Genomic DNA, 12,408 nt, shown 5'->3' with positions numbered 1-12,408 from the left:
ATGGTCCAATTTGTGGGCACTTTGGTAGGCCACTTAGGGAAAGGGAAACGATGCTTCTGCCCTCGGCGGTAGCGGTGGTGCTCGACCGGACCGATCGGCGACCTTTGCCGATCCAGGTTGCCGATCACCTGCGAGCAGACATTCGCGGTGGATCGGCTGTTGTGGGATTGCGGCTGCCGAGTTCGCGGAAACTGGCTGCTGAGCTCGGTGTTGCCCGCGCCGTGGTGGAACGAGCCTACGAGCAACTGATTGCCGAGGGCTGGCTCGTAGCGGTGCGCGGCTCGGGAACCTTTGTGGCCGAAGCTCCTTCATCCGTTGTGCTGTCTACTCCCAAGCCTACAAAGGTAGTCGCTCCCGCACCGCCGCAGGTTCAATTGCGCCCCGGAGTGCCGTGGACTCCGCCGCGGGCGAGTGCGGCCTGGCGTCGGGCCTGGCGAGATGTCGGTTCCATGCCACCACCTTTCGGAGATCCTGACCCGGCGGGCGACGTCGAATTGCGCTCTGCGCTGTCGCAACTGTTGGGCCGGGCTCGCGGCATGGCCGTCGAACCCGAGCGCATCGTCATTACCTCCGGGGCTACACACGGCCTCGGACTGGCGTTGTCAGCGCTGCGCTCCCCCAACGCTGTACTGGCAATGGAAGATCCGGGCTATCGAAGCGCGTCGACGGCGGCGCTTGCCACCGGATGGTCACTGCTCGACGTGCCGGTAGATGCACACGGACTTTGCGTCGACGAGCTGGAATCGGCGCCCCGGAATGTTCGTGGTGTGTACGTGACGCCGTCACATCAGTATCCGACCGGTGGACTTTTGCCGGTGAGTCGGCGAAATCAGTTGATCGACTTTGCGCGGGCTCGGGACGTCCTCCTCTTCGAGGACGACTATGACTCCGAATTCCGTTACGACGTAGCGCCTTTGCCAGCGCTGGCGCAACTCGCGCCGGATCGGGTGGTGTATCTGGGTACGGTCGCCAAGACGCTCGGCGCCGGAATTCGGCTGGGTTGGTTGGTTGCGCCGGAAGAGCTTGCCCGTCGAATTGCGGCGCATCGGGTTCGCATCGGGGATTTCCCGTCTCTTCCGCTGCAACTGGCTCTGCTTTCACTCCTGCGGGACGGTGAATGGGACAGAACGGTACGGGCTGCGCGTCGGCGATATCGGGAGCGCGATCGGTTGGTAGGCGCTGCGCTGTCCCGCTTCGGGGAACTGCGCGGGCTGGGAGCCGGCATGCACACGACGCTGGTCTTGGATGCGGATCTGGCCGAGACCGTCGCACGTCATGCGCTCGAATACGGAGTGGAGGTACCGACTCTGACGGAGTCTGCGCGCAGTCACAAAAACCCGGGCGGACTCGTGATCGGATACGGCAGAGTGGACGCACGCGACCTGGAATATGCACTCGAGGTGATCGCTAACTGTCTCGCAGATCACGGCGTTGAATCCCGTTGATCGGGAACGGCGCCCCGAGGTGCGGCTCTCGGTTCTAGCGTTTGCTCGTGATCCGCAACCAGACCTTCCCGCACTTGCTCGCACCCGGGACCATCGGTCCCATCACCGTGCCCAACCGCGTTGTTCTGCCCGCCATGGACATGAACCTCTGCGAAGACGGTGAAATCGAGACGGGCGACATCGACCATTTCGTCGCGCGTGCGGCCGGTGGAACCGGGCTGATCATCACCGGTTGCTGCGCTGTTGCGTATCCGTTGGGCTGCACCAGCCGCAAGGAACCGGGGCTCTCGGAAGACCGGTTCATCCCCGGACTCAAGGCATTGGCCGACGCGGTGCACGACGCCGGCAGCAAGCTGTGTGTGCAGATGACGCACCACGGCAAGGTGGCGCGCATCGACACCCTCGACGGCCGACCGCAGCTGGTGCCGTCCATGCCGAAGCCGCCGGGTGACATGAGTGCGATGGCCGATTGCACACCCGAAGAACTGGGCAAGATGGCTGCCATCAATGAGGGCAAGAGGGCGACCTACCACGAGGCCGACCAGGAAGATCTTGATTGGCTGGTCCGCATGTTCGCCGAGGCTGCCGGACGGGTGAAGGCGGCGGGCGGCGACGCAGTCGAGATTCACTGCGCCCACAACTACGTCCTCGGAGCGTTCCTGAGTCGGTACACGAATCAGCGCAGCGACGAGTACGGCGGTTCCATGGAGAATCGGGCTCGCCTGGCTTGTGAAGTTATTCGCGCAGTCAAGGCGGAGGTCGGCGGATCGCTTGCCGTCATCGTGCGTCTGGCCGGTCAAGAGTACGGCGAAACCGACGGGCTAACCGTCGACGAGGCTGTTGCTGCCGCCAAGATGTTCGAAGAGGCCGGTGCTGACGCCATCCACGTCACCGGTACCGCACTGAATGCTTTTGCCAACTTCACAGACGGCCCCCTGCCAGACAAGGTCGGCTTTTACACCGACAATGCAACGCGAATCAAGCAGGCGATATCGATCCCCGTGATCACCGTCGGACGTATGCTCCCCGAGGTCGGCGAGAAGATGATCGCGGAAGGACGCACGGACTTCGCCGCAATGGGCCGTCAGCTCCTGGCAGACCCACAGTTGGTGAACAAACTCAAAGACGGGACACCCGAGCGGGTTCGGCCTTGCATCAATTGCTACGTCTGCGTGCAGGAGAACTTCTGGGACGAGACCCCGCTGTGCGCTGTCAACCCGGCGCTCGGCAACGAGGCGCTCGTACCTTTCGTCAAGTCGACGACACCCAAGCACGTCGTGATTGTCGGTGCCGGACCAGGTGGCCTCGAGACCGCGCGAGTCGCCAGTGAACGCGGACATCGAGTCACCGTGGTGGACAAGGCAGATCGACTCGGCGGCACGCTCTGGTTCTCGAGCCTCACGACGCCGGACAACGGTCGTCTGCTGGATTGGCTCAAGGTGGAAACCTCGCGCCTGGGCGTCGATATCCGGCTGAACACCGAGGCCACGGTCGCTTCGATCAAGGCTCTGGGCGCCGACGTGGTTGTGGTGGCCACCGGCGCTGTTCGTGACCGTCCGTCCGTTCCCGGCGGCGACCTGCCGCACGTGCACACCGGTGATACGTTGCGCGCCTTGATGACCGGGGCCGGCGACACCTCGCAGGTTCCGCCGTTCCTGCGGACGATGGCCAAGCTGGGCAAGCTCTCCGGAATCACCAAGAGCCCCGCCGCGATTCGTGCGGTGACCCGCAAGTTCCTGCCCATGGGCAAGGACGTCGTGGTTATCGGTGGTTCGCTTGTCGGACTTGAACTTGCGGAGTTCCTGGCCGAGCGCGGTCGCAACGTGACGCTGATCGAAGAAGGCCAGCAGTTGGGCATTCCGATGGCGATGCCGCGCCGCTGGACCGCTGTGCGCCACGCCAAGCATGTGGGTGTGAACATTCACCGCAATTCGACGGTGCAGCGAATCACCAAGGAACACGTCGAATTCCGTTCCGGTGACAAGACACTGACAGCTCCGGCCGACATGGTTGTCGTCGCCTCGGGTGTGTCGGCTCAGGCGCCGCTGGCCGACGCATTGGCAGGTGTGGTGCCTGACGTACGTGTTGTCGGTGACGCCTCCGAGGTCGACTACATCGAGGGCGCCATGCACACCGCGTGGAAAGCTGCGATGGATATCTGAGCCCTCTGCTGTGCGCCTTTATTAACCGCCGGCGGTTAATAAAGGCGCACAGCAACAATGTCCGGCCACCATCGTGCGGCAACATCGGGATGCGCCCGCAAGCGACTCTTGAGCGCGTTGGCGCCATAGGAATCGTGGATCGGGTTGTTCGCATCGACGGTGACGCCGGTAGCGTGCTTCGCCAATTCCGGTGGGAGATCGAACTCCGGGACCTGGGTGGCGTAGTTCGGATTGAAGAAGAACGGCACGGAGATTCGCTCGCCCGCGCCTTCCGGTGAAATAACCCGGTGCACAGTGGCTTTCAGATATCCGCCCGTTGCGACCTCGAGTAGTTCGCCGATGTTGACCACCAGCGCGCCTTCGAGTGGCGGTGCGTCGATCCAGTCGCCGTCGTGCTCCACCTGCAGGCCGGCTTTGCCGGGTTCGACGTACAGCAGGGTCAGTACGCCGGCGTCCTTGTGGCCGCCGACTCCCTGAGTTCCCGCGTCCTTCGGGCGGCCTGGATAGCGCACCACTTTGATCAGGATCGACGGATCCTTCGCAAACGCGGCATCGAAAATGTGCGGATCCTGCCCCAGAGCGACAGCCCACTCCCGGAGCAGTCGCAATGCGACGCCGGTAAGTTCGTCATTCCATTCGGTGATGACTTCGCGTAATTCGGGAAGGGCGTCTGGCCATTGGTTGGGCCCCTGCAGGATCTCCCAGTCCGGCGACGTGGCTGTGCGCGCTGCAGCGGGTTGCTCGGCACCGATATCGATCTGCTCGCGCCAGTCCTGCTTACCTTCGGTGAGTTCACCGCCCAGGCGTGTGTATCCACGAAAGTGTGGGCTGCGCAGATTCTCGATCGCCAGTTTCTCCGCCAAAGGGAGAGCGAAGAACTCGCGCGCGACCGTGAGGAGGCGTCGTTGCAAAGCGTCGGGAATTCCATGGCCGACGAGGTAGAAGAAGCCCATGTCGTGGGTCGCGTCGCGGAGCTGAGTCCGGAACTGCTCGGCAGTCTCGGGATTCTCCGCCAGTGCGAGGTCGAGAACAGGCAGGGACGCAATCGACATGGGGTCCTCGATTCGTGTGATGGTCCTTACCGTCCATCATTCCACGCAGCCCGGCAGCTGGCCCCGCGCGGCGTTTCCGCATCCGCAGGCGTGATCAGCCGCGCGGCTGCGGAAACGCCCTGCGGGAAACAGAAATCGGGGCCCTGCGCCAGTGGCGCAAGACCCCGAATCCGTGTGAGCAGAAAAGACCTACGCCTCATCGGCCCGGTGTAGACCTACGCCTCATCGGCTCCGATGATGAACGCTTCGAGCTCGGTGCGAGCCTTGTCGTCGGCCATCTGAACCGGCGGGGACTTCATCAGGTAAGCGGATGCCGGGTAAACCGGTCCGCCGATGCCGCGGTCCTTGGCGATCTTGGCTGCGCGGACGGCGTCGATGATGATGCCTGCGGAGTTGGGCGAATCCCAGACCTCGAGCTTGTACTCCAGGTTGAGGGGAGCGTCACCGAAAGCACGGCCTTCGAGGCGCACGTATGCCCACTTGCGGTCGTCGAGCCACTCCACGTAGTCCGAGGGACCGATGTGGACGTTGCGGTCGTGGACCTTGCCGGCGAGGGAGCCGGTGAGGTTCGACGTGACGGCCTGAGTCTTGGAGACCTTCTTGGACTCCAGGCGATCGCGCTCGAGCATGTTCTTGAAGTCCATGTTGCCGCCGACGTTGAGCTGGTACGTGCGGTCGAGCACGACGCCACGGTCTTCGAACAGCTTCGCCATCACGCGGTGGGTGATGGTGGCGCCGACCTGGCTCTTGATGTCGTCACCGACGATCGGGACGCCGGCGTCCTTGAACTTGGCAGCCCACTCCGGGTCGGAGGCGATGAACACGGGAAGCGCGTTGACGAACGCGACGCCTGCGTCGATGCAGCACTGTGCGTAGAACTTGTCAGCAGCTTCGGAGCCGACGGGCAGGTAGGACACGAGGACGTCGACCTTGGCGTCCTTGAGTGCCTGGACTACGTCGACGGGCTCGGCGTCGGACAGTTCGATGGTCTCGGCGTAGTACTTGCCGATGCCGTCGAGTGTCGGGCCGCGCTGGACGGGGATGTCGAGCGGCGGGACGTCAGCGATCTTCATGGTGTTGTTCTCGCTGGCGAGGATTGCCTCGGAGAGGTCGAAGCCGACCTTCTTGGCGTCCACGTCGAAAGCAGCGACGAACTGCACGTCGCGGACGTGGTACTTACCGAACTTGACGTGCATGAGGCCGGGAACGGTGCCGGTCTCGTCTGCATCCTTGTAGTAGTGGACGCCCTGAACCAGGGACGAGGCACAGTTACCCACGCCCACAATTGCTACGCGCACCGCGGTGCTGTTCTCACCCATGGTCGGGCTCTCCTTCTTTCTTGGATGTTCCTGGTATCGATTGCTCGGCTGCGATCAATTCGTTGAGCCAACGCACTTCGCGTTCACTCGACTCGAGTCCGAGCTGGTGGAGCTGGCGGGTATATCGGTCCAGCGATCCGCTGGCCCGGCCGACGGCGTCGCGAAGGCCTTCGCGGCGCTCTTCGACTTGGCGTCGTCTGCCTTCCAGGATCCGCATCCGCGCTTCTGCGGGGGTGCGGCTGAAGAAGGCGAGGTGAACGCCGAAGCCGTCGTCGGTGTAGTTCTGCGGTCCCGTGTCGGCAACCAATTCAGTGAACCTTTGCCGGCCTTCCGGGGTGAGCTGGTAGACGCGACGGGCCCGACGCTTGAGTGGGCCGGTGGTGTTGTCGATGTCTTCCGAGATCAAGCCGTCGGCCTGCATGCGCCGTAGTGCCGGGTACAGCGATCCGTACGAGAACGCACGGAATGCGCCGAGCAGACCGGTGAGCCGCTTACGCAGCTCGTATCCGTGCATCGGTGACTCGAGGAGTAGCCCGAGAATTGCGAGTTCGAGCAAGTGACACCTCCCGAGTCTGTGGATCTAACCGCTTGATGCGATACCCAACTATATCGCGCCGATATATAAAACCATACTGCGGCCCGATACGTGTACCAAGGTGTCACGGCTAGATCAGGGGGTGAACGGGTTGATCGACATGATTTCCCCATCGAGGGCAGCGGTCAGGGACCCGCTTTCGTCGAGGTCGTTGCGGACGTGAATCTCGATGGTCGGCACAGTTTCGGTGCCGTCGACAGAGACGTATCGCGTGGTCGGATTTTGCACCGACGTCGTGGTTCCGGCGCCGTCGAGCAGGGCGATCACGATGCGAGGATCGAGCTGTGTGACGTCGATCTGTGCCACGTCGGGTTCGCGCGATCCTCCCGAAGTCGTGTCCTCGAGGTCGCCTCGGTAGTAGCTGTCGAGGGCCTTGCGAGGTGCGGCAGGATCGGCGCGCGTTACGCGTGCGTAAGTGGGATAGATGGTCATCTCGTCGACCAGTCCGCTGCCGTACTCCGTTTCGATGGCACGGAACATCGCACCCAGGCCGTCCACGGTGTGCAACTGTGGCTCGGGGCTCGAGAAGATCGTGGCGTCGGACGCGGCGTATTTGATTCCGAAACCGATAGCCGAGACCAGTGACAGAGCGATGATCGCAAGGGCGATCCAACGCATGTCGAGCGAAGGTTCTTTCCGGAGAACAGGCAGAGACGCCTCGGTCTGCAGATCCGACGTCAAATCTTCGAGATCGCCGAGAGTGACTGCAACCGCGGCGAGTTCGGTCAATTCGTCGTGCTCGGTCGCCGTGAGTTGCCCGTCGGCGAAGGCGGTGTCCAGCACTGCGCAAGTGGCCTCGCGATCGGCATTGCGAGCACGGGTGGTCCTGGTCAGATCGTTCGGCATGTCCGGGGCCTATCGAGGAGTGAAGGGAGACAAGCGGATCGGGCGGCCATCCGGGGTCAACTCCATCGATCCGCTCGCGCCGAGGTAGTTGCTGGCGTAGATGGAAATGCGTGGCTCTTTGTTTGACGAACTCATGCCGATGTGTGAGACCTTGGCGTCGGGGACGTTGAGATTTGTCGACGCTCCCGCCAGATACCCGGCGAGTTTGTCGATGTCGACGGTAGCGAGGTCGAATGTTGTGGTGCTGGCCGATCGGGAGGTGGACCCCTCGCTGGTCGTGAAACCGCCTCGAAAGTCGATGTCCTCCTCAAAATCCGGCGAGATGGCGGCTGCGCGAGTGACGCTTGCATGGTCGTCGAAGAAGTTCGCAGAATCGATCACCGTCGTGCCGAACTTGTTGTTGTACCGGGTTATGAACTCCCGTATTCCGCTTGCGGTGACCGTGTTCAGCGTCGAACTCACGATGGGGGCAAGTGGTTCGGCCCCCTGGGCTGCAACCGGCAACGGCGCCGGGGACGAATCGTCGGCGGACACGGTGAGGAAGCCGACCATGGCCGAGAAGACAACAGACGCGGCCGCGACGTACCAGATCTTGTCGATACGACGAACTTTCGCGACGGCGTTCCGCAGCGTCGCTTTCTGCAGATCGTGGACCAATAGGTCGAGCTGTCCGAGCGTGGTCGCGGTCATGGCCGACGCCGTTCGGGTCGTGTGCTCGTCGACCGTGATCTGGCCGTCGGACAGGGCGGCATCGAGCACAGCGCAGGTATCGGAACGATCGACGTCACGCGCTCGCGTACGCGAAGAGTTAGTAGTCATGTCCCGCTCACCCACCCACCCTAGTTCTCGTACGGGTACGAACGAGCGATCTCGCCCCATGGCGTGACCTCGATGCGACCTTTGTGGCCAAGTCCGTTCTCGCCGTAGATCCTGATCTTCGGTACGCCGTTGTTCACGTCCACGATCAAGTGCGTGATCGCGGCGTCCGGCACATTGATGTAGCCGCCGATGTTCACCATGTACGGCGCGAGCTTGTCGATCTGGATGGAACCGAGATCGAAGGTCGGCTGGTCCGTTCGCCGCGGAATGGACGTCACATCTCGCTCGAAGCCGTCGCGAAAACTGATGGATTCGGTGAGAGCTGGAGCATCGGGGACCGCCCGGCTCACCAGAGAGTGGTCGCCGTGGAAGCTGGCGTCATCGATGAACATGTCGCCGAACTCGTCTCGATACCTCTCGATAAATGCGCCGATACCCTCGGGAGTCAACGTGTCGATGTGTGCGATCAGGATCGGTTCGACGGTCGGCTCCGGCACCAGGGTGGTGGTCGGCAACGGTGGCGCGAGCGAAGTGCTGCTGGCATAACTGGCGGTGATGTGTTCCGAAGGCGTCAACGGTGAGCGACTCCAGGCCACAGCGGCGACGGCGCCGACGACGATCAGAGCAGCGCCACCGATGTACACAGCCTTGCGCGTCACCGACGTCCGAGGTGCCGTTGTCGTATCGATCTTCGGCACCTGCAGATCGTTGACCAGGCGCGCGAGCTCGAGCAGGGTCTTCGCGGACTTCGCCTTCCCGGTCCGTTCGAAGTAGTCCCCCGCGCTCAACTGCCCTTCGGCGTACGCGGCGTCCAACACATTGCACGTTTCGACGCGATCGAGATCACGAGCACGCGTCATCGGGGAACGGGATGACTTCACAGGAAGTGATCGTAATGGCTGGTCGCCATGCCTCCGGACCACAAAATGTGTTCATCGTGACCCTCCCGAACCGTCCGTGACCGGTTGGACGCACGTACTCTGGTCAAGTGCGGATACAGCGGCAAGTTGTGGACTACGCGCTCGCGCGTCGGTCTGTGCTGGCCGAAGTGTCTGCGGGTAGGACTGGCGTCAAGCAGGTATGCGACGCCGATCCCTACCTACTCAGAGCCGCGAAGTTCCACGGCCGGGGCAGTGACGTTCTCTGCCCCATCTGCCGTAAGGAACAGTTGACGCTCGTGTCCTGGGTGTTCGGCGAGAAGCTCGGCCAGGTTTCGGGATCAGCCCGAACGACGGACGAGCTCGCTCGGCTTGCGGAGACAGCAGAGGAGTTCACGGTGCACGACGTAGAAGTGTGCCGTTCCTGCAGCTGGAACCATTTGGTGCAGTCCTATGTGCTCGGCGCAGTACCTGCGCCGCCGCGCCCGCGGAGAGCACGTCCACCGAGCAGACGAACGCAGTCTGCGAGCCGGCGCACCGCCAGCGAGTAACGCCACACCCGAAAAAGGGCCCGATCGAAGTCCCATGTGATCGGTCCATGACCACTGGAGATTTGATTTCGTGAGTTCCCCCGACAACACCCCCGGCGACCGTCCCTCGGGACCAGGTGGTCCGAGCGGTCCGCCGCAGGGGCGCCCCCCGCAAGGCCGTCCGCCTCAAGGTCCGCCGCAGGGCCGCCCGATGGGCCCGCCCCCACAAGGACGCCCGCCTCAGCAGGGACGCCCGATGGGCCCGCCGCAGCAGGGTCGCCCGATGGGCCCGCCCCCGCAGGGCCGACCGATGGGCCCACCCCCGCAAGGGCCCCAGCAAGGACGCCCGCCGCAGGGCCGCCCGATGGGCCCGCCGCCGCAAGGCCCGCAGCAGGGCCGTCCGCAGCAAGGCGCACCCCAGAATCGACCGGCACCGGGCGCCGAACCCACACAGCGCGTCGCAGCCGCTGCGGCACTGCCTCGCACTGATGCCGGTTCCCGTCCGCCCGCTGGACCCCCGCCGACGAAGCCGCCGACAGGCGGTCCCGGTGGTGGCGACGGCAATGGTGGAGAGCCCCCGAAGGGACAGAAAGCAGTGAAGAAGAAGTCGAAGTGGCGCACAGTTCGCCGCTCGGCGTACGTGTTGGTGGCGCTCGGCCTGGTGCTGCCGGTGCTGGCCTTCATGGCGGCGTACATCGTGCAGGACGTACCGAAACCCGGCGACCTCCCGACCAATCAGGTTGCGACGATTTACGCGTCGGACGGAAGTTCGGTGCTCAGTACCGTTGTTCCGCCGGAAGAAGGCAACCGTCGCGAGGTGGCGCTCGATCAGATTCCGGTGCACGTGCGTAACGCAGTGCTTGCTGCCGAGGACCGGGATTTCTACACGAACCCCGGATTCTCGATTTCCGGTTTTGCACGCGCGGCCCGTGACAATGTCCTCGGCCGAGACAGTGCGGGTGGTGGATCGACGATCACGCAGCAGTACGTGAAGACGGCGGTTGTCGGTTCGGAGCGTTCGCTGACGCGAAAGATGAAGGAACTTGTCATCTCGTCGAAGATGGCAAACGAGTGGTCCAAGGACGACATTCTTGCCGCGTACCTGAACACCATTTACTTCGGTCGTGGTGCGTACGGCATCGAAGCCGCGTCGAACGCGTATTTCGGTAAGCCTGTCGACCAGCTGACCGTCGAGGAAGGCGCCGTCCTGGCGTCGTCGATCCAGCTGCCGTCGCTTCTCGATCCGGAGACCAATCCGACTGGCGCGGAATCGCGTTGGAACTATGTGCTCGACGGCATGGTGTCTGCGGGGACGCTGGATCAAGCCGCCCGTGCGCCCATGAAGTACCCAGGTTTCATTCCACTTTCCCAGGTGGAGAACGGAAGTCAGGGTACAACGGGGCCCGAGGGCCTGATCAAGAACCAGGTACTCCGCGAGATCGCGGATGCCGGGATCACTGAGCAGTCGCTCAATACCGAAGGCCTGCAGATCACTACGACTATCGATCCGCAGGCTCAGGCCGCGGCGATGGACGCCGTGCGCACCAATATGGAGGGTGAGAACGAGGAGCTTCGGACCGCCGTTGTTTCCGTCGATCCACGTACCGGAGGCGTCCGCGCGTACTACGGCGGCGACGACGGAATCGGCTTCGACTACGCAAATGCCGGCTTGCAGACCGGTTCGTCGTTCAAGGTTTTCGGTCTGGCGGCAGCGCTCGACCAGGGAATTCCGCTCTCACAGATGTACGACAGCTCGCCGCTGACGATCAACGGCATCTCGATCGGCAACGTCGAAGGTGAAAGCTGTGGAACCTGCACCATCGCAGAGGCTCTCAAGCGTTCGCTGAACACCAGCTTCTACCGTCAGATGCTCAGCCTCGACGGCAACGGACCGCAGGAAATTGCGGACATCGCGCACAAGGCAGGTATCCCGGAGAACATTCCGGGTATCGGCGAGTCGCTGACCGAGCCCGACGGTTCCGGCCCGAACAACGGAATCGTGTTGGGTCAGTACCAGTCTCGGGTACTGGATATGGCGTCGGCGTATGCAACTCTCGCGGCGTCAGGCACGTTCCACACTCCGCACTTCGTGGAAAAGGTTGTTGCCGCAGACGGAACGGTTCTCCTGGACCGTGGCACGCCGACCGGTGAGCAGCGGATCGATCCGGCTGTCGCGGACAACGTGACTGCCGCGATGCAGCCCATCGCGGCGTACTCACGTGGGCACAACCTGGCCGGTGGACGTCTGTCCGCATCGAAGACGGGTACCGCTCAGCTCGGTGACACCGGTCAGAACAAGGACGCCTGGATGGTCGGCTACACGCCGTCGCTGTCGACTGCTGTGTGGGTCGGTACCGCGGACGGCCAGGCGATCACCAACTCGAACGGCGGATTGATCTACGGTTCCGGGCTACCTTCCGATATCTGGAAGGACACGATGGACGGTGCGTTGGACGGTACGGACAACGAGACCTTCCCCAAGCCGGGCAAGATCAACGGCCAGGCCGGTGGTGTTCCCGAGTACACGGCTCCCGCTGCTCCGAAGACGTCGGCGCCGCCGACAACCACGGCAGAGCCCAGTACGACTACGGCGCCGCCGGTTGTCGTGACCACGACGGACGTGGAGATCCTGCCGGGCATCACGATTCCGATTCCGGGAATCTCGAGGCCGACCACGGAAACCGAGGAACCGGGCGCCGTCACCACGACGGAAGAGGCTCCGGCGGGTGTCAGTCCCGGCCGCTAAGGCGGTAGCCTCGCGG

General features: G+C 63.4%; 10 protein-coding genes. 4 read left to right on the top strand and 6 right to left on the bottom strand.

Going from position 1 to position 12,408, the window contains the following annotated elements:
* Positions 1-50 precede the first annotated feature (50 nt).
* Together EEB13_RS11090 and EEB13_RS11085 are read left to right on the top strand one after the other, a co-directional pair.
* Positions 51-1,445, top strand: coding sequence for a PLP-dependent aminotransferase family protein (locus EEB13_RS11090; RefSeq protein WP_141485259.1), 1,395 nt, complete (start codon positions 51-53; stop codon positions 1,443-1,445).
* A gap of 41 nt (positions 1,446-1,486) precedes the next feature.
* Positions 1,487-3,607, top strand: a complete 2,121-nt coding sequence (locus tag EEB13_RS11085) for an NAD(P)/FAD-dependent oxidoreductase (RefSeq protein WP_141485258.1) — start codon at positions 1,487-1,489, stop codon at positions 3,605-3,607.
* Positions 3,608-3,642: 35 nt separating this feature from the next.
* On the opposite strand, the gene EEB13_RS11080 is transcribed toward EEB13_RS11085, so the two are convergent.
* From EEB13_RS11080 to EEB13_RS11055, 6 genes are all read right to left on the bottom strand, one after another.
* On the bottom strand, positions 3,643-4,659 hold the full coding sequence (locus tag EEB13_RS11080; RefSeq protein ID WP_141485257.1) for an isopenicillin N synthase family dioxygenase: 1,017 nt from the start codon (positions 4,657-4,659) through the stop codon (positions 3,643-3,645).
* Positions 4,660-4,874: 215 nt separating this feature from the next.
* Entirely contained in the window at positions 4,875-5,978 is a 1,104-nt protein-coding gene (locus EEB13_RS11075; protein ID WP_033237087.1) for an inositol-3-phosphate synthase, read from the bottom strand.
* Positions 5,971-6,534, bottom strand: coding sequence for a PadR family transcriptional regulator (locus EEB13_RS11070; protein WP_033237088.1), 564 nt, complete (start codon positions 6,532-6,534; stop codon positions 5,971-5,973). The genes EEB13_RS11075 and EEB13_RS11070 overlap by 8 nt, the downstream gene beginning before the upstream one ends.
* A gap of 114 nt (positions 6,535-6,648) precedes the next feature.
* Positions 6,649-7,419, bottom strand: coding sequence for a DUF1707 domain-containing protein (locus EEB13_RS11065; protein WP_141485256.1), 771 nt, complete (start codon positions 7,417-7,419; stop codon positions 6,649-6,651).
* A gap of 9 nt (positions 7,420-7,428) precedes the next feature.
* On the bottom strand, positions 7,429-8,238 hold the full coding sequence (locus EEB13_RS11060) for a DUF1707 domain-containing protein (protein WP_141485255.1): 810 nt from the start codon (positions 8,236-8,238) through the stop codon (positions 7,429-7,431).
* Between the two features lie 20 nt (positions 8,239-8,258).
* A complete protein-coding gene (locus EEB13_RS11055; RefSeq protein WP_141485254.1) occupies positions 8,259-9,098 on the bottom strand; it encodes a DUF1707 domain-containing protein in 840 nt (279 codons plus the stop codon).
* 128 nt (positions 9,099-9,226) lie between these two features.
* Between EEB13_RS11055 and EEB13_RS11050 the strand changes: the two genes are divergently transcribed.
* Positions 9,227-9,667, top strand: coding sequence for a DUF5318 family protein (locus EEB13_RS11050; protein WP_072782680.1), 441 nt, complete (start codon positions 9,227-9,229; stop codon positions 9,665-9,667).
* A 574-nt stretch (positions 9,668-10,241) separates the two neighbouring features.
* The gene (locus EEB13_RS11045) at positions 10,242-12,392 is read left to right on the top strand and encodes a transglycosylase domain-containing protein (RefSeq protein WP_141485592.1); all 2,151 of its coding nucleotides are present in this window, start codon (positions 10,242-10,244) and stop codon (positions 12,390-12,392) included.
* Positions 12,393-12,408 lie beyond the last annotated feature (16 nt).

It is taken from the genome of Rhodococcus sp. WS3 (assembly GCF_003797085.1).
Taxonomy (GTDB): domain Bacteria; phylum Actinomycetota; class Actinomycetes; order Mycobacteriales; family Mycobacteriaceae; genus Rhodococcus_F; species Rhodococcus_F globerula.
The sequence above is the reverse complement of the archived record's forward strand: the minus strand, read 5'-3'. Positions and strand labels throughout refer to the sequence as shown.